This window comes from Streptosporangium sp. CA-135522, from assembly GCF_050949235.1.
Taxonomy (GTDB): Bacteria; Actinomycetota; Actinomycetes; order Streptosporangiales; family Streptosporangiaceae; genus Streptosporangium.
In genome coordinates, this window is the sequence record NZ_CP192026.1 from 8,986,000 (window position 1) to 9,008,719 (window position 22,720).

Annotated in this window: 17 protein-coding genes, 2 tRNA genes and 3 rRNA genes; 10 read left to right on the forward strand and 12 right to left on the reverse strand. The window is 65.4% G+C overall.

The genetic code is table 11. From position 1 onward, the window contains the following. Nucleotides 1-65 precede the first annotated feature (65 nt). Nucleotides 66-1,142: a ribosome small subunit-dependent GTPase A gene (gene rsgA / locus ACQPYK_RS42215; protein WP_433259076.1), complete on the forward strand. Its 1,077-nt coding sequence runs from the start codon at nucleotides 66-68 to the stop codon at nucleotides 1,140-1,142. A 191-nt stretch (nucleotides 1,143-1,333) separates the two neighbouring features. Here rsgA and ACQPYK_RS42220 read toward each other — a convergent pair whose 3' ends face one another. Further along, nucleotides 1,334-1,777, reverse strand: coding sequence for a DUF4442 domain-containing protein (locus ACQPYK_RS42220; RefSeq protein WP_433244774.1), 444 nt, complete (start codon nucleotides 1,775-1,777; stop codon nucleotides 1,334-1,336). A 142-nt stretch (nucleotides 1,778-1,919) separates the two neighbouring features. Between ACQPYK_RS42220 and hisN the strand changes: the two genes are divergently transcribed. From hisN to ACQPYK_RS42250, 6 genes are all read left to right on the forward strand, one after another. Next, on the forward strand, nucleotides 1,920-2,723 hold the full coding sequence (gene hisN / locus ACQPYK_RS42225) for a histidinol-phosphatase (RefSeq protein ID WP_433244777.1): 804 nt from the start codon (nucleotides 1,920-1,922) through the stop codon (nucleotides 2,721-2,723). A gap of 648 nt (nucleotides 2,724-3,371) precedes the next feature. Further along, nucleotides 3,372-4,487 carry a phosphate ABC transporter substrate-binding protein PstS gene (gene pstS / locus ACQPYK_RS42230; protein ID WP_433244780.1) on the forward strand — a complete coding sequence of 372 codons (1,116 nt, stop codon included), beginning with the start codon at nucleotides 3,372-3,374 and terminating at the stop codon, nucleotides 4,485-4,487. 4 nt (nucleotides 4,488-4,491) lie between these two features. Continuing rightward, nucleotides 4,492-5,469 (forward strand): phosphate ABC transporter permease subunit PstC, encoded by a 978-nt coding sequence (gene pstC, locus ACQPYK_RS42235; RefSeq protein ID WP_433244783.1) that lies wholly within the window; start codon nucleotides 4,492-4,494, stop codon nucleotides 5,467-5,469. Next, the gene (gene pstA, locus ACQPYK_RS42240) at nucleotides 5,466-6,341 is read left to right on the forward strand and encodes a phosphate ABC transporter permease PstA (protein WP_433244786.1); all 876 of its coding nucleotides are present in this window, start codon (nucleotides 5,466-5,468) and stop codon (nucleotides 6,339-6,341) included. The genes pstC and pstA overlap by 4 nt, the downstream gene beginning before the upstream one ends. Before the next feature lie 12 nt (nucleotides 6,342-6,353). Beyond that, nucleotides 6,354-7,130: a phosphate ABC transporter ATP-binding protein PstB gene (gene pstB / locus ACQPYK_RS42245; protein ID WP_433244789.1), complete on the forward strand. Its 777-nt coding sequence runs from the start codon at nucleotides 6,354-6,356 to the stop codon at nucleotides 7,128-7,130. 23 nt (nucleotides 7,131-7,153) lie between these two features. Then, complete coding sequence (locus tag ACQPYK_RS42250) at nucleotides 7,154-7,873, forward strand: response regulator transcription factor (RefSeq protein WP_433244792.1); 720 nt, start codon at nucleotides 7,154-7,156, stop codon at nucleotides 7,871-7,873. Between the two features lie 79 nt (nucleotides 7,874-7,952). Here ACQPYK_RS42250 and ACQPYK_RS42255 read toward each other — a convergent pair whose 3' ends face one another. Beyond that, nucleotides 7,953-8,840 (reverse strand): phenylalanine 4-monooxygenase, encoded by an 888-nt coding sequence (locus ACQPYK_RS42255; RefSeq protein ID WP_433244795.1) that lies wholly within the window; start codon nucleotides 8,838-8,840, stop codon nucleotides 7,953-7,955. A gap of 120 nt (nucleotides 8,841-8,960) precedes the next feature. Between ACQPYK_RS42255 and ACQPYK_RS42260 the strand changes: the two genes are divergently transcribed. Continuing rightward, nucleotides 8,961-9,428 carry an Lrp/AsnC family transcriptional regulator gene (locus tag ACQPYK_RS42260; protein ID WP_433244797.1) on the forward strand — a complete coding sequence of 156 codons (468 nt, stop codon included), beginning with the start codon at nucleotides 8,961-8,963 and terminating at the stop codon, nucleotides 9,426-9,428. 195 nt (nucleotides 9,429-9,623) lie between these two features. Here ACQPYK_RS42260 and rrf read toward each other — a convergent pair. From rrf to ACQPYK_RS42275, 3 genes are all read right to left on the reverse strand, one after another. Beyond that, nucleotides 9,624-9,740 (reverse strand): 5S ribosomal RNA (gene rrf / locus ACQPYK_RS42265). Nucleotides 9,741-9,818: 78 nt separating this feature from the next. Beyond that, nucleotides 9,819-12,947: ribosomal RNA gene (locus ACQPYK_RS42270) — 23S ribosomal RNA — on the reverse strand. A gap of 422 nt (nucleotides 12,948-13,369) precedes the next feature. Further along, nucleotides 13,370-14,891 (reverse strand): 16S ribosomal RNA (locus tag ACQPYK_RS42275). Together the 16S, 23S and 5S rRNA genes form the textbook arrangement of a ribosomal RNA operon. 634 nt (nucleotides 14,892-15,525) lie before the next feature. On the opposite strand from ACQPYK_RS42275, the gene ACQPYK_RS42280 reads away from it, so the two are divergent. Continuing rightward, nucleotides 15,526-15,927, forward strand: a complete 402-nt coding sequence (locus ACQPYK_RS42280) for a hypothetical protein (protein ID WP_433259078.1) — start codon at nucleotides 15,526-15,528, stop codon at nucleotides 15,925-15,927. A gap of 92 nt (nucleotides 15,928-16,019) precedes the next feature. Continuing rightward, nucleotides 16,020-16,208 (forward strand): hypothetical protein, encoded by a 189-nt coding sequence (locus ACQPYK_RS42285; RefSeq protein WP_433244800.1) that lies wholly within the window; start codon nucleotides 16,020-16,022, stop codon nucleotides 16,206-16,208. 13 nt (nucleotides 16,209-16,221) lie between these two features. Here the strand turns inward: ACQPYK_RS42285 and ACQPYK_RS42290 are convergent, their stop codons facing one another. From ACQPYK_RS42290 to ACQPYK_RS42320, 7 genes are all read right to left on the reverse strand, one after another. Next, complete coding sequence (locus ACQPYK_RS42290) at nucleotides 16,222-16,641, reverse strand: PH domain-containing protein (RefSeq protein ID WP_433244803.1); 420 nt, start codon at nucleotides 16,639-16,641, stop codon at nucleotides 16,222-16,224. A gap of 26 nt (nucleotides 16,642-16,667) precedes the next feature. Continuing rightward, nucleotides 16,668-17,432: a group II truncated hemoglobin gene (locus ACQPYK_RS42295; protein ID WP_433244806.1), complete on the reverse strand. Its 765-nt coding sequence runs from the start codon at nucleotides 17,430-17,432 to the stop codon at nucleotides 16,668-16,670. Between the two features lie 145 nt (nucleotides 17,433-17,577). Continuing rightward, nucleotides 17,578-17,654, reverse strand: a tRNA-Met gene (locus ACQPYK_RS42300). Nucleotides 17,655-17,773: 119 nt separating this feature from the next. Continuing rightward, nucleotides 17,774-17,847 (reverse strand) — tRNA-Met (locus ACQPYK_RS42305). A 72-nt stretch (nucleotides 17,848-17,919) separates the two neighbouring features. Further along, a complete protein-coding gene (locus ACQPYK_RS42310; protein WP_433244809.1) occupies nucleotides 17,920-20,841 on the reverse strand; it encodes a UPF0182 family membrane protein in 2,922 nt (973 codons plus the stop codon). A 271-nt stretch (nucleotides 20,842-21,112) separates the two neighbouring features. Then, nucleotides 21,113-22,159 carry a YlbL family protein gene (locus tag ACQPYK_RS42315; protein WP_433244812.1) on the reverse strand — a complete coding sequence of 349 codons (1,047 nt, stop codon included), beginning with the start codon at nucleotides 22,157-22,159 and terminating at the stop codon, nucleotides 21,113-21,115. Between the two features lie 84 nt (nucleotides 22,160-22,243). Then, the gene (locus ACQPYK_RS42320; protein WP_433244815.1) at nucleotides 22,244-22,669 is read right to left on the reverse strand and encodes a molybdenum cofactor biosynthesis protein MoaE; all 426 of its coding nucleotides are present in this window, start codon (nucleotides 22,667-22,669) and stop codon (nucleotides 22,244-22,246) included. Nucleotides 22,670-22,720 lie beyond the last annotated feature (51 nt).

Genomic DNA, 22,720 nt, shown 5'->3' on the forward strand with positions numbered 1-22,720 from the left:
GCGTCCGGTGGGCGCCCGATAGTGGCAGACGACCGTTCGAACGAGGGCAGATCGAGGCGAAGAAACTGAGGAAGCGGGAATACGACGAGGACGACGTCAGGGTCAGGCCGGGAAAGGGTTCCCGGCCCCGGACCCGGATCCGTCCTGCGCACGAGGACGCGGTCCAGGGGTTCGTGGTGGCGGTCGACCGGGGCCGCTACACCTGTCTGGTGGAATCGGTGGGCGAGAAGGGCCGCCGCCGTAAGAAGGACCAGCTGGAGGGGGCCGCGATGAGCGGCCGGGTCGTGGTGGCCATGAAGGCCCGCGAGCTCGGCCGCAAGGGGATCGTGGTGGGTGACCGGGTGGCCCTGGTGGGCGACGTCTCCGGCGCGTCCGACACGCTGGCCCGCGTCGTGCGCGTGGAACCGCGCACCTCGATGCTCCGCCGCTCCGCCGACGACACCGACGACACCGACGGCATCGAGCGTCCCGTGGTCGCCAACGCCGACCAGCTGGTGATCGTGACGGCCCTGGCCGACCCGCCGCCCCGCCCGCGCATGATCGACCGGATGCTGGTGGCGGCCTTCGACGCCGACATCGAGCCGTTGCTCTGCCTCACCAAGTCCGACCTCGCCACGCCCGACGAGCTGGTCTCCCTGTACGAACCGCTCGGCGTGCCGTACGTGGTGCTCCAGAAGGGCGGGTCCCTGGAGGAGGTCCGGGAGCGCCTGAACGACCGGATCAGCGTGCTGGTCGGCCACTCGGGTGTGGGCAAGTCGACACTGGTCAACGCCCTGGTGCCGGACGCCAACCGAGCCGTCTCCCACGTCAACGCGGTGACCGGCCGGGGCCGTCACACCTCCACCTCGGCCGTGGCTCTGGAGCTGCCCGAGGGCGGCTGGATCATCGACACTCCGGGCGTGCGCAGCTTCGGCCTGGCCCACGTCTCGGTGGAGACCGTCCTGGCCGGTTTCCCCGACCTCGTCGAGGGCACGGTCGACTGTCCCAAGGGCTGTGCCCACCTCAGCGAGGAGTGCGCCCTCGACGCCTGGGTGGCCGCCGGCCACGCGGATCCCACCAGGCTCGTGTCGCTGCGCCGTCTGCTCGCCAGCCGCGAGGGCGCTGCCGACGACAACCGCGAAGGCATCGCCGAGGACGCCTGAGAAGCGCCTGGAACCGCGGGGGCATCGCCGCGAACGCCTGAGAAGCGCCTGGAACCGCGGGGGCATCGCCGAGGACGCCTGAGAAGCGCCTGGAACCGCCGGTCGGCGACCGGCCTCCGGCGCCGCCGGGTTCTCAGTGTCGCCAGGCCGGGTTCCCGGTGTCGCCAGGCCGCCGGTCGCCCGGACGGTCCCTAGCGGTTGGGGCGCAGAGTCCAGGCGACGGTCATCTCGGAGACCAGCGTGCCATCGGCGGTCCTGATGTCGATGGCGACCTCGAATTCGGGGCGTTCTCCGGCGTCCAGCTTGGCCACGACCTCCTCGCGGGAGGCCTTCAGACGGGCCTCGGCGACGACCTCTCCCATCGCGAGCTTCGTGTAGCGGATCGCCGCGTTCGCGGCCAGCGGGGTCGCCCGTGACAGCTGGTCGCCGAAGGCCGAGAGCATCGCGGCGCCGGAGGCGGACTCGGCGAGGGTGAACAGGGCTCCGGCGTGCGGGCCGCCCACGTGGTTGTGCAGGTCCGCGCGATCGGGCATGCGGGCCACCGCGAAGCCCGGCTCCACCTTGTCGAAGGAGATGTCCAGCGTCCGCGCGAAAGGAACGCTCTGCAGCATGAAGGCACCCACGTCAAAGGTCATGGCCCGAATGCTACTCGCCAGTAACACCGCAGTCGACAGAGGATTTGCGCCGTATCCGGATGACTGATCTGAGGCGAAACGATTCCCCTGCTTGTTCCCCGCTCTCCTATAACCCACCACTGAGGCGATAGCGTTACCTCCCGTGACGGGTTACAACGACGACCTGCGCCTCGCGCACGTCATGGCCGACGCCGCCGACGATCTCACCATGCGCCGGTTCAAGGCCGTGGATCTCCGGGTCGACACCAAACCGGACCTCACTCCGGTGAGCGACGCCGACCGGGCGGTCGAGGAGGCGATCCGGAGCACGCTCAGCCGGGCCCGTCCTCGTGACGCGGTGATCGGCGAGGAGTTCGGCGCGACCGGTTACGGCGCGCGCTCGTGGGTGATCGACCCGATCGACGGCACGAAGAACTACGTGCGAGGCGTCCCCGTCTGGGCCACGCTCATCGCCCTGATGGACCAGGGCAGGGTCGTCGTGGGCCTGGTCTCGGCCCCCGCGCTCGGTCGCCGCTGGTGGGCCGCCCGCGACAGCGGCGCGTGGACCGGCCGGAGCCTCACCAAGGCCACCCGCTGCCAGGTCTCCTCCGTCTCCCGTCTGGAAGACGCCTCCTTCTCCTACTCCAGCTTCGGCGGCTGGGAGGAGGCCGGAAAGCTCGACGAGTTCCTCGACCTGAACCGGTCGGTCTGGCGCAGTCGCGCCTACGGCGACTTCTGGTCGCACATGCTGGTCGCCGAGGGCGCGGTCGACCTGTCAGCCGAGCCCGAGCTCTCCCCCTGGGACATCGCGGCGCTGACCGTGATCGTCGAAGAGGCGGGTGGCATCTGGACCGATCTGTCCGGAGTCCCCGGCCTCGACGGAGGCAGCCTGGTGTGCACGAACGGCTCGCTGCACAGCGAGGTCCTCAAGCGCCTCGGCGGCGGACCGCTCACCCTTCCCGTATAGCGTCTCCCGTACCGTATGACGCTTCCTGGACAGGGCGCTCCGCTCGCCCCTGGCGGAGCCCCTTCCCCCACGGCGTCTTCCGGGCGGAGCGGCCCGCTCCCACGGATCGCCCTTCCCCCACGGTGCCTCCCCGCCGAACGGCCCGTCTTCCCGCTCGGCGTCTTCCCGCCGAACGGCCCGCCCGCCCATCAGCGAGCTCCTTCCCTCACCCGGGCCCGTCGTCCTCCGCGTCTCACGGGAGCCACGGGCCCGCGCTTCTCCACGTCTCACAGAGGTCGTGAGGTCCGCCCTTCCTCGTGTAAGTGCGCCGCGAGGTCCGCCTCCCTTGTGGGCGCGTCGTGAGGGCCGCCCTCCCTCGCAGATGCCACCCCGTCCGCTCCTTCTCGGCCGTACGGCTCGGCGTCTCCGGCGCCCGTCTTGCGGCGACATGAACGAACCCTCCGCCTAAACTCCCTCGCAGCTCCCGCGACGGTCTTCGCGAGGTCCGGCGACAACCGCCCACCTGGCCGGAGTTTCAGGACTCGACCAAGCGAACGCCATGACTCCGACCGAAGCCATTCATTCTGCGTTCACCTTCCTACAGGTTTTGAGTCATCTCGCCTCCCTACCGTCTTGAACGTTGAAGGACTTAGTGGGAGGAACCCAACCGTGAAGTATGCAGGCCGGCTCGCCGCGGTCACCCTTGTCGGCGCGCTTTCGCTCGCTGCGTGCGGCACCGATAACAACTCCGCCGGCACCGACGCCTCCACGGCCCCGGCCACGGCGTCCTCCGCCGGGTCGGACGCCGGTGCGGGCGGCACGATCAACGCTGCGGGCTCCTCGGCGCAGGCGAACGCCATCGACGAGTGGAAGAAGAACTTCCAGCAGGCCAACGCCGGTGTGAGCGTCAACTACCAGCCCAGCGGCTCCGGCGCGGGCGTCCAGGCCTTCATCCAGGGCACGGTCGCGTTCGCCGGCTCTGACTCGGCACTGAAGGACGACAAGGGCGAGCCCGCCCAGGCCGACGCACGTTGCAAGACCGGCAAGGCCATCAACATCCCGATGGTGACCGGCCCGGTGGCCGTCGTCTACAACCTCCCCGGCGTCGAGGGACTGCAGCTGTCCCCCAAGACGATCGGCGGCATCTTCAACAGCAAGATCACCAAGTGGGACGACGCGGCGATCAAGGCTGACAACCCGGACGCCAAGCTCCCCTCGACCCCGATCCAGGCGTTCCACCGCTCGGACGAGTCGGGCACCAGCGACAACTTCACCAAGTTCATGGCCAAGACCGCCGACTGGCCGTACGAGCCCGCCAAGGCGTGGCCGGCCGAGGCCAAGGGTCAGGGCGCCAAGGGCTCCGACGGCATCGCGCAGTCCATCAAGGGCGCCGCCGGCTCGATCAGCTACGTGGAGCTCTCCTACGCCGAGAACTCCGGCCTGACCAAGGCCAAGGTCGCCAACGGCTCCGGCGAGTTCGTGGAGCTGACCCCGGAGAGCGCCGCCAAGACGATCGAGGCCGCCGAGGTCGTCGGTCAGGGCAACGACCTCAAGCTGAGCATCGACTACGCCACCAAGGCCGCCGGCGCCTACCCCATCGTCCTGGTGACCTACGAGATCACCTGCGAGAAGGGCCTGGCGCCCGAGGAGGCCAAGCTGGTCAAGTCCTTCCTCACCTACACCGCCAGCGACGAGGGCCAGAAGGCGCTGACCGGTCTGGGCTACGCCCCGCTGCCGGCGACGGTGCTCGCCAAGGTCCGGACCGCCGTCGAGGCGATCTCCTAAGTTGATGGCGACTCCAGTTCGCACCCGTGACGGCGGATCGGCCCTGAGCCGGTCCGCCTCTCGGCGCAGCCGAGGTGAGGTGCCCTTCCGTTACGCCTCCACGGCCGCCGGCATTCTCCTGCTGGCGATCATGGCGGCCATCGCCGTCTTCCTCGTCGTCGAGGCGGTCCCCGCGCTGCAGGCCAACAAGGGGAGCTTCTTCACCACCCTCACCTGGGAGCCGAACAGCACCCAGGCCTTCGGGATCGCCGCCCTGGCCTTCGGCACGCTGATCAGCGCGCTCCTCGCGCTGATCATGGCGGTGCCGGTGGCCGTCGGCGTGGCGCTGTTCATCTCCCACTACGCGCCCCGGCGCATGGCCGGGATCCTGGGGTACGTCATCGACCTGCTGGCCGCCGTCCCCAGCGTCGTCTACGGCCTGTGGGGCGTGGTCTTCCTCGTCCCGTTCATGCAGGGTCCCTCGGAGTTCCTGCACGAGTATCTGGGCTTCATCCCGCTGTTCGGCGGCGACATCGTCACGGGCCGCTCGATGCTGACGGCGTCGATCGTGCTCGCGGTCATGATCCTGCCGATCATCGCGGCGATCTCCCGGGAGGTGTTCCTCCAGGTGCCCAGGATGCACGAGGAGGCGGCACTGGCCCTCGGCGCGACCCGCTGGGAAGTGATCAGGATGGCGGTCCTGCCGTTCGGCCGTCCCGGCGTCATCAGCGCCTCCATGCTCGGCCTCGGCCGGGCCATGGGAGAGACCATCGCCGTCGCGCTCATCTTCCCCGCGACGTTCGGCATCAGCTTGGAGATCCTGACCCCGCAGGGCAACAGCATCGCCGCCAACATCGCCAACGGGTTCGGTGAGGCCACGCCGATCGGGCGCGGCGCACTGATCGCCTCCGGTCTGGTGCTGTTCATCATCACCCTGCTGGTGAACATGGGCGCCCGCCTCATCGTCGCCCGCCGCAAGGAGTTCTCCGGAGCCGCCGCATGACCGCGATCCAGCGCATCTCCGCCGGCCGGCGGCTCAAGGACCGGCTCGTCCAGTCACTCGTCTACCTGTCGTTCGCCATCGCCGTGGTGCCGCTGGTCGCGGTCCTGTGGATGGTGGTCAAGAACGGCCTCGCCCGGTTCGACATGGAGTTCATGACGCACTCCATGCGCAACATCGGCGCCAGGGACGCGGGCGGCGGCGCCTACCACGCCATCATCGGCACGCTGGAGCAGGTTCTGCTGGCCTCGCTCATCTCGATCCCCGTCGGCCTGCTCACCGCGATCTACCTCGTCGAGTACGGTCAGGGCGGCCGGCTCAGCCGGGCGATCAGCTTCTTCGTGGACGTCATGACCGGCATCCCGTCGGTGGTCTCCGGCCTGTTCATCCTGGCCTTCTGGATCCTGGCCCTGGGCCTGCCGTTCTCCGGTTTCGCCGGCGCGCTGGCCCTGTCGATCCTGATGATGCCGACCGTGGTCCGCTCCGCCGAGGAGATGCTCCGCCTGGTCCCCAACGACCTGCGGGAGGCCTCCTACGCGCTGGGCGTGCCCAAGTGGCGGACGATCACCAAGGTCGTCCTGCCGACCTCGTTCACCGGCATCGCGACCGGCGTCATGCTCGCCATCGCGCGTGTCGCCGGAGAGACGGCTCCGCTCCTGCTGACGGTCTTCTTCACCGACTCCATCAACAGCGACCCCTTCAAGGGGCCGCAGATGGGGTTGCCGCTCTACGTCTTCGACCAGGCGGCTCGTCCGACCGGTACCGCCATCGACCGCGCGTGGGCCGGAGCGCTCACGCTCATTCTGATCGTCATGCTGCTCAACCTGGTGGCGCGCCTCATCGGCTGGTGGCGCTCGCCGGCCAGAGGCCGATAGGAGGAATGTGAAATGAGCCAGCAGATCCAGGTCTCCGGCCTCGACGCGTACTACGGAAAGCACAAGGCGATCGAGGACATCTCGATGACGATCGAGCCCCAGTCGATCACCGCCTTCATCGGTCCCTCCGGATGCGGGAAGTCGACCTTCCTGCGGACGCTCAACCGCATGCACGAGGTCATCCCCGGCGCTCGCGTGGAGGGCAAGGTGCTGCTCGACGGAGAGGACCTCTACGCCTCCGACGTCGAGCCCGTGTCGGTGCGCCGGATGATCGGCATGGTCTTCCAGCGTCCCAACCCGTTCCCCACGATGTCGATCTACGAGAACGTGGCCGCCGGCCTCCGGCTCAACGGCAAGCACTCCAAGTCCAAGGTCGACGGCATCGTCGAGGAGTCGCTGAAGGGCGCCAACCTCTGGAACGAGGTCAAGGACCGCCTCAACAAGCCCGGCGCCGGCCTCTCCGGCGGGCAGCAGCAGCGCCTGTGCATCGCCAGGGCCATCGCGGTCAAGCCCGAGGTCCTGCTGATGGACGAGCCGTGCTCCGCCCTGGACCCGATCTCCACCCTGGCCATCGAGGACCTGATGGCCGAGCTGAAGAACCGGTTCACGATCATCATCGTGACGCACAACATGCAGCAGGCCGCGCGGGTGAGCGACCGCACCGCCTTCTTCAACCTGGCGGGACAGGGCCAGCCGGGTCGCGTCATCGAGATGGACGACACCTCACGCATCTTCACCAACCCCGCTCAGCAAGCGACCGAGGACTACATCACCGGCCGTTTCGGATAAACCGACCGCATTGGAGGACCTGGGTGATCCAGCCGCAGACGGCACCCGAGGTGAACGGGGACACTCGGACGGCGCCCTTGCTGCTGGTGGCCGATCCAGAATCGACCTTGGTCCACGGCCTGGCCGACGCCCTCGAGCGCGAGGGCGTCGTCGTCACGGGCGTCACCGACGGCGCCCAGGCCCTGCTACAGGCCGGGGCGCTCCAGCCTGACGTCGTGCTCGTCAGTGCCTCACTGCCGGTCATCGGAGCGGTGGAGTTCATCCGTGCCGTACGGCTGTCGCGGGCGATTCCCGTGCTGCTGGGCGTGGGCGAGGACCACGCCGAGCAGGCCGTCCAGGCGCTCGCGGCCGGAGCCACCGCGTGCGTGGCCCGGCCGTACCGGGTGCCCGAGCTGTTGCCCCTGGTGCACGCGGCGTTCTCCGGCGAGGCCGCGACCCGCCGGACGCTCGTGGTCGGCAAGGTCGAGCTCGACGTGAACGCCTACCAGGTGAAGGTCAGCGGCCACACCGTCCACCTGCCGCTGCGCGAGTTCGAGCTGCTGCACTACCTGATGCGCAACGCGCACCGCACGGTCACCCGCGAGCAGATCATGCGGCATGTCTGGAACTCCACGGACACCACCTCGACCAACACGATCGCGGTGCACGTCAAGCGCCTGCGCGCCCGTCTCGGTGACACCGACGACCAACTGATCCAGACCGTGCGCGGGGTGGGATACCGGCTGGTCGACAAGACGGCCTGACCACCGCCGGGACGCCTTCGGCTCGCCCGCGGGCGGTCATATGAGGCGCTTCCCCGATAGCCGGACCAGCCGGCTCACTTCAGTGAGCGTCGGCGGTCAACCGGGCGATGCTCTCGTCGTCACAGGTGGCCCAGAACTCCCCGACCACGTCCTCGAGGTGCTCCAGGGACTCGGCCCGGAACAGCACATCCTGGTACTTCGTGATGTCGTAGTGGGTCGTGCCCATCGCGACGAGGTCGAGAGGCTGGATGTCCATGCTCCGGAACTCCTCGATCTCCCCGTAGGAGGACAGGATGCCCGCGCCGTACGCCCGTAGCTCGTCCTGGTCGGTCATCACGCCGAACTCCAGCGTGAACCAGAAGATCTTCGAGATGAACTCCAGCGCCTGCTCCCCCTCGACCCGCCGGGCCGCGCTCCCGGCCAGTCGGTAGAGCCGCGAGTACCGGTCGGAGGCGAGCGCGTTCGCGTGCCCGATCACCTCGTGGATCACGTCCGGTTCCGGCGTGTAGAGCGGGGTGGAATGGTGCCTGATGTACTGCGTCGAGTGGAAGAATCCGTCCGCCAGCACGCCGTAGAAGTCCCGCAGGGGCACGAGTCCTGCCGCCGGAAGGTAGCGGAACCCGGTCAGCGGCTCCAACAGCTCGCTGACCTCCTGCAGCTGCGGGATCCGCTCTGCCGGCAGCCCGAGCCGCTCGGCCGCGTCCTGATACTCCACGGTCGCGTATTTGCGGTGCTTGATCGCCAGCTCCCGACTGACCAGGGCCCAGACCTCATGCTCCTGGTCGGTGTACTCGGCCGTGGGGATCGACCTGCCGGACACGTGTCCCACCGCGAGCGCGGCGATGGCGTTGCGCCGGAGCCGGTAGACCGGGTCGGCGAAGCCCGGGTGACTCGCGGCGAGCTCGACCTCAACTGTGCCGTCGTCGCGGGTCGCCACCGGTGCGAAGTACTGCGCTTCCTCGAACATGTATGAAATGACAGCAATTGCTGGAATGCTTGACAAGAGCGAGCAGTTCGACTGCGCGATTCGCGCATGATCGCACTGCTAGATCTGTCTTTGGCTGGTCATATCGCCTAGCCTGATGCGGTGCACATCGACGAGCTGGACAGCCGCCTCCTGGTGACCATGCGCGCCCATCCCCGCATCGGCCTCACCGAGCTCGCCCGGTTGCTCGGCGTGGCTCGGGGCACCGTGCAGGCCCGCGTCGAGAAGCTCACCGCCCGCGGCGTCATCACCGATTTCGGCCCCACGGTCACTCCCGAGGGTGTCGGCTACCCGATCCTGGCGTTCGTGTCCCTGCAGATCGCTCAGGGCCGCCTGGCGGAGGCCGTGCAGGCGTTGGAGTCTCTGCCGGAGATCCTCGAGGTGTACGGCACCAGCGGCCAGGCCGACCTGCTCTGCCGCGTGGTCGCCCGCAGCACACCGGATCTTCAGGAGATCATCGCTCGCGTTCTGGCCTCACCTGCGGTCCAGCGCACCGACACCACCATCGCCCTCTCGATCCAGATCCCCTTCCGGATCGAACCGCTGCTGAGAGCCGCGCCGGACGCCTGAGCGAGGCCCGGAGGAAACGACATCGAGGCCGGCCGGTGGGCTGCGGAACCGGCCCGGGAAAAGAACCGCAGGAGCGGGAAAAGAGCCCAGAAAAAGGCACGGACAAAGAGCCCAAGAAAGCACGAACAAAGAACCCCAAAGGGTCGGGAAAACAGAAAAGGCCACCCCAAAGGGGTGGCCTCTTCTCAAACGATTGTCCGGCGGCGACCTACTCTCCCACACCGTCCCCGGTGCAGTACCATCGGCGCTGAAGAGCTTAACTTCCGGGTTCGGAATGTAACCGGGTGTTTCCCCTTCGCCATAACCGCCGTAACACTATGAAACTATCAAACACACACAACGGGTGCTTGTTGTTTCAGAATTGCCTAGTGGACGCGAGCAAAATGCTTTGTGGTCAAGTCCTCGGCCTATTAGTACCGGTCAGCTCCACACATTACTGTGCTTCCACCTCCGGCCTATCAACCCGGTCGTCTACCGGGAGCCTTACCCCCTCACAGGGTGGGAGACCTCATCTCAAGGCGAGCTTCCCGCTTAGATGCTTTCAGCGGTTATCCCTTCCGAACGTAGCCAACCAGCCGTGCTCCTGGCGGAACAACTGGCACACCAGAGGTTCGTCCGTCCCGGTCCTCTCGTACTAGGGACAGCTCCTTTCAAGTCTCCTGCGCGCGCAGCGGATAGGGACCGAACTGTCTCGCGACGTTCTAAACCCAGCTCGCGTACCGCTTTAATGGGCGAACAGCCCAACCCTTGGGACCTACTCCAGCCCCAGGATGCGACGAGCCGACATCGAGGTGCCAAACCATCCCGTCGATATGGACTCTTGGGGAAGATCAGCCTGTTATCCCCGGGGTACCTTTTAGCCGTTGAGCGACGGCGCTTCCACAAGCCACCGCCGGATCACTAGTCCCAGCTTTCGCTCCTGCTCGACCCGTCGGTCTCACAGTCAAGCTCCCTTGTGCACTTACACTCGACACCTGATTGCCAACCAGGCTGAGGGAACCTTTGGGCGCCTCCGTTACTCTTTAGGAGGCAACCGCCCCAGTTAAACTACCCACCAGACACTGTCCCTGATCCGGATCACGGACCGAAGTTAGACGTTCAAAACGACCAGAGTGGTATTTCACCAATGACTCCACGGTAACTAGCGTCACCGCTTCACCGTCTCCCACCTATCCTACACAAGACGTTCCAAACGCCAATGTCAAGCTGTAGTGAAGGTCCCGGGGTCTTTCCGTCCTGCTGCGCGTAACGAGCATCTTTACTCGTAGTGCAATTTCGCCGGGTCTGCGGTTGAGACAGCGGGGAAGTCGTTACGCCATTCGTGCAGGTCGGAACTTACCCGACAAGGAATTTCGCTACCTTAGGATGGTTATAGTTACCACCGCCGTTTACTGGCGCTTAAGTTCTCAGCTTCGCACACCCAAAGGCGCACTAACCGGTCCCCTTAACGTTCCAGCACCGGGCAGGCGTCAGTCCGTATACATCGTCTTACGACTTCGCACGGACCTGTGTTTTTAGTAAACAGTCGCTTCCCCCTGGCCTCTGCGACCCCCACCAGCTCGGAGTGCAAGACTCGTCACCAGCGAAGGCCCCCCTTCTCCCGAAGTTACGGGGGCAATTTGCCGAGTTCCTTAACCACAGTTCACCCGATCGCCTTGGTATTCTCTACCTGACCACCTGAGTCGGTTTCGGGTACGGGCCGCCACGACACTCACTAGAGGCTTTTCTCGGCAGCATAGGATCACCCACTTCGCCACAATCGGCTCGGCATCACATCTCAGGATTAACGGACCGCGGATTTGCCTACGGTCCTCCCTACCTGCTTACCCCAGGACTACCATCGCCTGGGCTGGGCTACCTTCCTACGTCACCCCATCGCTTACCTACTACCAGATCAGGCCAGGCGTTCAGCCTCACCCACACCCCGAAGGGCGTTAGGGGCTTAAGGACCCTTAGTATCACTGGATTCAGTATTGGCGCATCGTAGCGGGTACGGGAATATCAACCCGTTGTCCATCGACTACGCCTGTCGGCCTCGCCTTAGGTCCCGACTTACCCTGGGCGGATTAGCCTGGCCCAGGAACCCTTGGTCATCCGGCGCAGAAGTTTCTCACTTCTGATTCGCTACTCATGCCTGCATTCTCACTCGCACGGCCTCCACAACTAGATCACTCTGCTGCTTCGCCGGCCGCACGACGCTCCCCTACCCATCCACACACCTAAACCACAAAGGCTCAGCAAACGTGTGAATGCCACGACTTCGGCGGTGTACTTGAGCCCCGCTACATTGTCGGCGCGGAATCACTTGACCAGTGAGCTATTACGCACTCTTTCAAGGGTGGCTGCTTCTAAGCCAACCTCCTGGTTGTCACTGCGACTCCACATCCTTTCCCACTTAGCACACGCTTAGGGGCCTTAGTCGGTGGTCTGGGCTGTTTCCCTCTCGACTACGGAGCTTATCCCCCGCAGTCTCACTGCTACGCTCTCACTTACCGGCATTCGGAGTTTGGCTGACGTCAGTAACCTGGTAGGGCCCATTAGCCATCCAGTGCTCTACCTCCGGCAAGAAACACGTAACGCTGCACCTAAATGCATTTCGGGGAGAACCAGCTATCACGGAGTTTGATTGGCCTTTCACCCCTAAACACAGGTCATCCCCCAGGTTTTCAACCCTGGTGGGTTCGGTCCTCCACGCGGTCTTACCCGCGCTTCAACCTGCCCATGCCTAGATCACTCCGCTTCGGGTCTACAGCATGCGACTGACAACGCCCTATTCAGACTCGCTTTCGCTACGGCTCCCCCACACGGGTTAACCTCGCCACACACCATAACTCGCAGGCTCATTCTTCAAAAGGCACGCAGTCACATCACAGACGTCCGAAGACGCCTACGCTCCTACGGCTTGTAGGCACACGGTTTCAGGTACTATTTCACGACCCCTCACCGGGGCGCTTTTCACCTTTCCCTCACGGTACTTGTTCACTATCGGTCATCAGGGAGTATTTAGGCTTACCAGGTGGTCCTGGCAGATTCACACAGGATTTCTCGGGCCCCGTGCTACTTGGGATCCCCTCAAACAGTCGACAAGATTTCGCCTACCCGGCTCTCACGGTCTCCGGCGCTTCTTCCCAGAAGCTTCGACTATCCCATCGATTTCTCACTGCTTGGAAGAGCGGCAGCTCCTCCCAGAGGGTCCCACAACCCCGCACACGCAACGCCTGCCGGCTATCACACGCATACGGTTTAGCCTCTTCCGCTTTCGCTCACCACTACTCACGGAATCACTAATTTGTTTTCTCTTCCTACGGGTACTGAGATGTTTCACTTCCCCGCGTTACCACCAACCGCCCTATACATTCAGGCGGAGGCAACACCACATGACTGGTGCTAGGTTTCCCCATTCGGACATCCCCGGATCAAAGTCTGGTTGGCGACTCCCCGGGGCTTAACGCAGCCTCCCACGTCCTTCATCGGCTCCTGATGCCAAGGCATCCACCGTGTGCCCTAAAAAACTTGGCCACAAAGATGCTCGCGTCCACTATGCAAATCTCAAACAACAAACAGCGACCAGATCCGTCCCGCCACCAACACCCGGCCCGAAGGAGAAGACGATCGTCTTCCCCCCGGCCACGCTGGTATGACAGGAGGCTGGTCCCGCACGAGGTCACACAGACCACGAAGCCCACCCGCAGGCAGGCTCCGTATCCGGCCCGTTTCCTCAGGACCCAACAGTGTGTCCAGACCCATCCGCGCCCCCCGGCCGACGTTCCCCTCCCGACTCCGAAGAGTACGAGCGGTACTAGCCGACCCAGGCGAACCCGGATCATCCGATTAGCCAGTGCTCCACTAATGAGCGCGTCATGGGCAGAACAGGCGCCTACCATCATGACCTGGACCCGACCGGCATCTCACGATGACCCAGCCGAGCCGATGCTCCTTAGAAAGGAGGTGATCCAGCCGCACCTTCCGGTACGGCTACCTTGTTACGACTTCGTCCCAATCGCCAGCCCCACCTTCGACCGCTCCCCCCACAAGTGGTTGGGCCACGGGCTTCGGGTGTTGCCGACTTTCGTGACGTGACGGGCGGTGTGTACAAGGCCCGGGAACGTATTCACCGCAGCGTTGCTGATCTGCGATTACTAGCGACTCCGACTTCATGGGGTCGAGTTGCAGACCCCAATCCGAACTGAGACCGGCTTTTTGGGATTCGCTCCACCTCACGGTATCGCAACCCTCTGTACCGGCCATTGTAGCATGTTTGCAGCCCAAGACATAAGGGGCATGATGACTTGACGTCATCCCCACCTTCCTCCGAGTTGACCCCGGCAGTCTCCAATGAGTCCCCACCACCCCCGAAGGAGCGTGCTGGCAACATTGAACAAGGGTTGCGCTCGTTGCGGGACTTAACCCAACATCTCACGACACGAGCTGACGACAGCCATGCACCACCTGTCACCCGATCCGAAGAGGCACCCATCTCTGAGTGTTTCCGGGCGATGTCAAGCCTTGGTAAGGTTCTTCGCGTTGCGTCGAATTAAGCAACATGCTCCGCCGCTTGTGCGGGCCCCCGTCAATTCCTTTGAGTTTTAGCCTTGCGGCCGTACTCCCCAGGCGGGGCGCTTAATGCGTTAGCTACGGCGCGGAAACCGTGGAAGGCCCCCACACCTAGCGCCCAACGTTTACAGCGTGGACTACCAGGGTATCTAATCCTGTTCGCTCCCCACGCTTTCGCTCCTCAGCGTCAGGTAAGGCCCAGAGAACCGCCTTCGCCACCGGTGTTCCTCCTGATATCTGCGCATTTCACCGCTACACCAGGAATTCCGTTCTCCCCTACCTACCTCTAGCCAGCCCGTATCGAATGCAGACCTGGAGTTAAGCCCCAAGCTTTCACACCCGACGTGACAAGCCACCTACGAGCTCTTTACGCCCAATAATTCCGGACAACGCTTGCGCCCTACGTATTACCGCGGCTGCTGGCACGTAGTTAGCCGGCGCTTCTTCTGCAGGTACACGTCAACTTCGTCCCTGCTGAAAGAGGTTTACAACCCGAAGGCCGTCATCCCCCACGCGGCGTCGCTGCGTCAGGCTTTCGCCCATTGCGCAATATTCCCCACTGCTGCCTCCCGTAGGAGTCTGGGCCGTGTCTCAGTCCCAGTGTGGCCGGTCGCCCTCTCAGGCCGGCTACCCGTCGTCGCCTTGGTAGGCCGTTACCCCACCAACAAGCTGATAGGCCGCGAGTCCATCCCCAACCGAAACAACTTTCCACCACCATCCCATGCGGGAAGTGGTCATATCCGGTATTAGACCCAGTTTCCCGGGCTTATCCCAGAGTCGGGGGCAGGTTACTCACGTGTTACTCACCCGTTCGCCGCTCGAGTACCCCGAAGGGCCTTTCCGCTCGACTTGCATGTGTTAAGCACGCCGCCAGCGTTCGTCCTGAGCCAGGATCAAACTCTCCAAACAATGTCTGAACAGTCGTTTCCCGGCTGAAAGCACCCCTCGGGCCCGCGAGCGGGCCAGGGGTGTATCAACCAAAGGAATCCGTCTCCCACCGGGGGTGGGTGGACGGGGTTGTGCTTCATGCACTGGCTTTTAACACACTGTTGAGTTCTCAAGAAACGGACGCGTTCTCCGTCGCCGTGACCATGGTCCCGGCTTCAGGGCGTTCCATTCCGTGTTTCCATCTTATCAGATCCGCCCGGTTCGTGTCAAACTGTCGCTTTCGTGACCGTTTCCATCGAACCCGCCGGACCCGTTAGGATCTCGACCGCCCCGTCTCCGGAGCAACCCTTCTAACTTACTCCGACATCCGGTTTGTGTCCAATCGTGCGGACACACCCGAAATGCCGGGTTCAGTCAAGAGGGAGGTGCTGAGCAGTTCGCCGACCTGGAGACCTTCTGGCTTCCGGGGCTCGTTGCCCTGCAGGAAGAACAGTACCAGGACTCTCGTGTCACAGAGACAACTTGCCAACCATTCCCGGGACTCGCGCGTCCCAAACCGGAAGGCGCAAGTAGACGTCAAGCCATCCGCAATCGGCTCTGGATACGAAGTAGGCACAAGGGTCAGGATCCTGACTCCACTGTGGAGGTGAGCACCATGACCCGCTCGGAGTTCGACGACATCCGCGCGCACATCGATGCGGAAGCCGATCATCCCGGCGATCTGATCAGGGTCGCCAGGTCTCTGCTGAGCGACCTTGAAGACACACGGATGCGTGAGGCGACCCTACGCACCTACTATCTGCGTCTCCTCACCGCGGCTCGGGCGACGGTCGCCGCCGAGGCGGCCGGCTATCCGCAGCCGCTCACCTTCCTCACCGACGAGCTCGCCAAGCGCGGTCAGCTCCCGGCGGGGGAGGACGAGGTGAACCAGATCCTGGCCGACGCGCACACCGCGGCCGCGCTGCTGGCCTGCCTGGAGCAGGCCCCCATCGCGGCGGCCGGAACCGGGGCCCGCGTCCGCAGGTGCGCGGGCACGAGCCGCAGGCTCCCCCGATGAGGCATTCCGCGTCATTGACCTGGTCTTGAAGCAAGATCTGCAAGACTTCGGGCATGTGGCAGCGCGGACTGAATTGGGCTGCGACGGCCCTTGTGGGCGTTTTCGGTGTTCTGTGGTTCGGCGTGGCGGCGTTCGCCGCCTTCGACGCGTCGACCTGGTCGCGGGCCGGACAGAGCGCCTTCGGGGTCTTCCTCGTGGGATGGGCGCTGCACAAGGCGAACCTGCTGCTGCGCCCTGCCGAGCGCCGGATCACGACGCGCCGCCGCCGGATCGGGGCTTGAAGGACCGGACCGGTCAGGAACCGGTCCGGAAGGAACACAGCGCGTCGGCGACCTCCTGGCATGGGACACCGAGGTCGAACCGGCTCAGCAGGAAGACCGCCTCACCGGTGTCGATCTCCAGAAGCCCGGTCCGCGAGGTGAACCGGGAGCGCGTGTCCACCCGTATCCGCTCGACCGCGCTCCACGGCACCCGCTCCGAGCCGGCGAAGCCCTTCGCCACGACCAGCCCGTCGCCATCGGCGCTGAGCCGTACCGGAGCCAGGACGTCGCGCAGGGCCAGCGTGGCCATCATCACCGTCGCCGCGCCCGCCAGGATCACTCCGCGTGGATCCCCGAGGCTCAGTACGGTGGCCACCGCGAAGACGAGTGCCGCGACGACCTTCACGACGAGGAGGTCGCGGCGTACGTGCCAGCGCAGGACCGGTTCGGACATGTCATCCACACTGGCACGTTAACCGCTCAGCCGCGGGGCACGTACGGCGGCGCCACGCCCCAGCCCCAGTGCGGCACCGGGGCGTGGCCGACCGTGGCCGCGCCGGGCTGGGAGTTGGCGAACGCCAGGCGAGTCCCCCATTCGATGTAGCCGAGGAACGCCGCGCGGAACTCCGGGTCGTCGGCAAGACCGACCTCGTCGGCGGCGTCCAGCAGGAGGTTCACCCAGCGGCGGCGCTGTGGTTCGGTGATCCCCTTGCCCAGGTGCTGGGAGAGCATGTGGGAGTATCCCCCGCGCTCGCGGGTGTAGCGGTCGGGGCCGCCGAAGACCTCTCCGAGCCACATCGCCACATATCGGGGGTGGTCGGGGTCCATGCCCGCGAAGAGCGGTCCGATCAGGTCGTCCTTCTTCACATGGCCGTAGAAGACCTCGGTGAGGCGTTCGAGGGCCTCGGCGCCACCGGCCCAGTCATACAGCGTCGGCGTCGCCGAGCCCTGACCCCGGATGCCGGTGGGCGCGTAGTGACGCATCTCTTCGATGTCGGAGACGTAGGGCCGGATCTCCGCGAAGAAGGCCGCGAAGTCCGGACCGCTCCTGAACCCCTGAAGGTGATCCTCGGCGGAGGTCCAGGTGATCCGCAGGATGTAGGCGGGTTCCTCCACGCATCGGGTGAGCTCGTAGTCCACGCACTGGGGAGCGTTCGCGAGCGGAACCGCGGCACGTCGGTAGGCGGCCTCGAACTCGGCCGCCCCCTCCTCGGGGACGCGATAACGGATGTATTCGACGATCATGGTTCACCCTTCGGGGAGAAGCACCTTACTTCATCGAATGTAATCATGTAAGAAGTTCGGCGCGCAGGTCGATTTGGCCAGAAACGGATAATTTGACCCTGAAACGACGAAGGCCCTGATCTCTGAGAGATCAGGGCCTTCGTTTTGGTAGCGGGGACAGGATTTGAACCTGCGACCTCTGGGTTATGAGCCCAGCGAGCTACCGAGCTGCTCCACCCCGCGTCGGTATGCTTGAACACTACCGGGCTTCGGCCGTGAAGTGCAAATCGATCGCGCGACACGGCAACCCGACCAATGCGAAGGGCCCGGATCTTCTTGAAGATCCGGGCCCTTCGATCTCGTAGCGGGGACAGGATTTGAACCTGCGACCTCTGGGTTATGAGCCCAGCGAGCTACCGAGCTGCTCCACCCCGCGTCGTTGTGTCTAAAGACTATCCGACTTTGGCGGTGGACGCGAATCGGACGGCTCAGCCGGCCTCGCGAACCCCTAGGGAGTCGGCGCGGGGGTCGGTGTCGTCGACGGTGCGGGGGTTCCCGAAGGAGCCGGGGTCGGGGTCGTCGAGGGGGCCGGAGTCGCCGTGGCCGTCGGGGCCGCGGCGCCCTTCAGCTTCTCCAGCGCCTTCTCCAGCTCCTTCTGCGCCTCGCCGTACGCGGTCCAGTTCGGAGGGTTCTCCGCCAGTGCCTTCTGCGCCTTTTCGTACGCCTGCTGCGCCTCGCTGACCGCCTGGCTCAGCGTGGTGCTCGGCTGGGCGGGCGTGTTCGGCTTGGTGGTGTCCGGCTTGGTCACTTGGGCGCCCTCCCCGAAGACCTGCTTCAGAGCGCCTTCCAGCGTGGCGTCGAACCCGACCCGGTCACCGTAGGAGACCAGCACCTGGCGGAGGATCGGATACGGCTCCTGGCCGGAGGAGGCGGCGGTCTCCACGTAGACCGGCTCGATGTAGACCAGGCCTCCGGCGAACGGCAGGGTCAGCAGGTTGCCGTAGCGGACCTTCGCGCCACCGAGGCCGAGCAGGTTGAGCTGGCCGGAGAACTTGTTCTGGAAGTTGTTCTGCACCTGGCCGGGGCCGGGGATGGTGGTGTTGGAGGGCATCCGCAGGATGCGCAGCTGCCCGTAGTCGTCTCCCGGGGTGGCGTCCACGGACATGAACGCGGCCAGGTTGGGGCCCTGGCGCGGCACGAACGTGGTGGTCAGGGAGAACGTCGGAGCCGGCTCCTCGGGCATCTTGACCGACAGGTAGTACGGCGGCTGCTTGATGTCGTGCCCGCCCGAGGACGGGTCGTTGGGGACGTTCCAGAAGTCCTGGCCGCTGTAGAAGGCGTTCGGGTCCTTGATGTGGTAGCGGGACAGCACGTCGCGCTGGACCTTGAACAGTGCCTCCGGGTAGCGCAGATGCTGCTTGAGGCTGTCGGAGATCGCGCTCTTCGGCTTGATGATGCCGGGGAAGACCTTCTTCCACGTCTGCAGGATCGGGTCCTTCTCGTCCCAGGCGTACAGCGTGACCGTGCCGTCGTAGGCGTCCACCGTGGCCTTGACCGCGTTGCGCATGTAGTTGATCTGGTCGCGCGGCTGCTGCACCACCAGACGCGGGTCGGTGACCAGGTCCCGCGTCATCGCCTCCAGGCTCCTGCTGTCGGAGTAGGGGTAGGCGTTGGAAGTGGTGTAGGCGTCGGCGATCCAGACCACCCTGCCGTCGACGATGGCCGGGTAGGGGTTGTCGTCCAAGCTCAGGAACGGCGCGACCTTGGCGATGCGCTCCTGCGGGTTGCGCTCGTAGAGGATCTTGGACTTGTCGTTGATGTCGCTCGACAGCAGCAGGTTCTTCTCGCCGTACTTGGCCGCGTAGAGCAGGCGGTTGAGGAACGAGCCGACCGGAACGCCGCCCTTGCCGACGTAGGTGGTGTTCTGCTGGCCGGTGCCGGTGCCGCTGCTCAGCGGGTAGTCGAGCTCCTGGTTCTTGTCGCCGCCCACGATGACGTACTCGGGCGCGGTCGGGGACTCGCCGAAGTAGATTCGTGACTCCTTCAGCCCTGTCCGCTGGGCCAGGGAGCCGGTCACCGGCATGTCCTTGGCGTCGAAGTTGGGCAGGCCCTGCGAGTCGACCTCGTTGCCCGGCGCGGCCACGAACCCGTAGCCGTGGGTGTAGACCAGATGCTGGTTGATCCAGTTGTTCTGCTCGGCGGGCGGACCGGTGAGCTCGCGCACCGCCACCACGGTGTCGCGCATCTTGCCGTTCTCGTCCGGGTAGCGGTCGACGTCGAGCGGGTCGTGGAAGTCGTAGAAACCGCGAATGCGCTGCTTCTGCTGGTAGGTCTTGGCCACGAGGTTCGGGTCGAGCAGCCGCACACCGGAGATCGAACTGTCGGCGGTGACGTTGACCTTGCTCGCGTCCCCCTGCGCCGCGTAGTCGATGATCTCGGACTGGTCGACGCCGTAGGCCTTCCTGGTGGCGACGATGTTGCGCTCGATGTACACCTTCTCTTTGTCCTGCTGGTTCGGCTTGACCTGGAACTGCTCGACGAGGGCCGGATAGACCCCGCCGATCAGGATGGCCGACAGCACCAGCAGGCCGAAGGAGACGCCGGGCAGCATGCCGCCGGGCCGTACGACCCCGGCGAAGAAGAGCACGGCGCAGATCAGAGCGATGATCGCCAGGATGGTCTTCGCCGGCAGCACCGCGTTGACGTCGGTGTAGGACGCTCCGTACGCGAACCCCCGATCGGAGAAGACCAGACCGTACCGGTCGACCCAGTAGGCGACCGCCTTCAGCAGGACGAACACCCCCAGCAGCACCGACAGGTGCACCCGGGCGGCCCGGGAGGCGTGCACGCCCGGCGACTGGAGCCGGAACCCGCCGTACAGGTAGTGCACGACCGCCGCCATGATGACCGACAGCACCACGGCGGTGAACAGGAAGTTCAGCACCATCCGCAGGAACGGGTAGGTGAACATGAAGAACGACACGTCCATGCCGAACAGCGCGTCGGTCTCCTTGAACGGCGTGGCGTTGACGAACTCCAGCCAGGTCTTCCACTGGCTGGAGAACGACGAGCCCGCGAACAGGGCGAGCACGGCGACGCCGATCAGGAAGATCAGCTTTCGGTGCGGGTCGAGGGCCATCCGGTAGCGGTCGGCGCCGCTGGCGCCGCCGAACATCCCGGGGCCGAACATCGGCCGCATCCGGTAGGCCAGCAGCATGTTGCCGCCCACCAGGCCGACCATCAGCACGGCGCCCACGATGAAGAGCACGATCTGCGTGACGATCACACCGGAGAAGACCGCCGTGTAGTCCACCGAGTCGTACCAGAGGTAGTCGGTGAAGATGCCGGCGAAGAGGAAGAACAACGCAACGAGCGCGACGATGGCGATCGCGACAGGAAGCAGCAGTCGTGGCCGGCGGGGCAAGCGCATTGCCCTACCGGCTCCGGGGGTCCGGAAGCTCAAGGCCAACCCCTTGTCGTAAGAGCACGGTCCGTGTTTGGAAACCTACACCGGCCGGGGTTCCGTCGCGCTCAGCCACTTGGCCACGGTCCGGCCACAACCCCGCAGGCCTCGGATTCACCACTGTCAACGCGCGGGGAGCCGGATCAGTGCCCGGTCGTGCGATCCGGGTTGTCCGGCCGCCGTCGCCCGTCGCGGCCTCCGACACGGTCCGTGTCCGCCTTCGCCCATCCCTGCGCCGTCAGCCGGCCGGGCAGCTCGGCGCGGTTCCGGAACCGGTGCGGACCACGTCGATCGCCTGCACGGCGTCGTGGAGGGTCCCGACCCTGATCAGCTTCAGGCCGTCGGGGATCGCCTTCGTCGCCTCGGCGCAGTTGTCGGCCGGGGTCAGGAAGACCGTGGCCCCGGACTTACGGGCGCCCACCATCTTCTGCTGGATGCCGCCGATCGGGCCGACCTTGCCCTCCGGCGTGATCGTCCCCGTTCCGGCGATCGCCTTGCCGCCGGTCATCTCCCCCGGGGTGAGCTTGTCCATGATGCCGAGGGAGAACATCATCCCCGCGCTCGGTCCGCCGACATCGCCGACGTTGATCTTCACCTTGAACGGGAACTTGTATTTGATCTGCATGGTGATGCCGACGATGGGCGTGCCGTCCTTCGCCGCGACGGTCGGGACCACCACGGTCGTGCTCTGATCGCCGCGGTTGACGGCGAAGGAGACCTTCTCGCCGGCCTTGTGCTTGCGGACGGCCGCCGAGACGGTCTCGCGGTCGGCCCCGGGCGTCCCGTCCACCGAGACGATCTCATCCCCGACCTTGAACTTCCCGTCGGCCGGCAGGCCCTTCTGGACGGAGGCCACGCTCACGACCGAGGTGTAGGGGATCTTCAACTCGGTCAGCGCCGCCGCGGTCGCGTCGTCCTGGGAGTTGGTCATCTCCTGGGTGTTCTGCTGCTCGACCTCTTCAGCCGTGCTCGTCGACGGGAAGATCGTCTCTTCCGGCACGACCGCGATGGTCGGATCGACCCAGCCCTTGAGCGCGCTGAACAGGTCGATCCTGTTGCCCGGCCCGCCCTGGTAGGCCACGGTGACGAGGCTGAGCTTGCCCGAGGTCGGGTAGGTCTGACGCCCCTCGATGCTGATCACCGGTTTGCCCTTGACGTCTCCGATGGTGTTCTCGGTCGGTCCAGGGCTCAGCACGACATACGGGACGGGCAGCAGGGCGCCGACGACGCCGAGCATGAGCGTGAGGAAGCCGGCCACCGTCAGGGTCAGCGCTCGTCGGGACATGAGAGGAAGCCTATGCCGTGTGACCGGTCGGAGAGGTGTACGTACGCGCCGTCATACTCCGGATCGTACGGCTTGCCCCCGATCTCACTCGCAGGACCCGACCCATTCGGTCGAGCCGTCGGTGAAAAGCTGGTTCTTCCAGATCGGCACCTCGCTCTTGAGGTCGTCGATCAGCCGCCTGGACGCCTCGAACGCCTCACCGCGGTGGGGGCAGGCGACCGCCACGATGACCGCGATGTCACCGAGTTCGAGGTCGCCGACCCGATGCACCGCGGCGAGCGCGGTCACCGGGAAGTCGGCGGCGACCTTCTCTGCCACCCGGCGCAGCTCGCTCCCGGCGCTGGGGTGAGCAGAATAGGACAGCCGCGTGACCGGCTTGCCGTGATCCTGGTCGCGCACCGTGCCGATGAAGATCGTCGTGCCGCCCGCGGCGTGGTCACCGACCGCGGAGAGCACCTCGTCGACGGAGAGCGCGCTGTCGCGAATACCCAGCAACCGGATGACATCCACGTCAGAAAGACTACAGCCGTGGAAGACGATGCCCGGGGCCCGGCCGGTCAC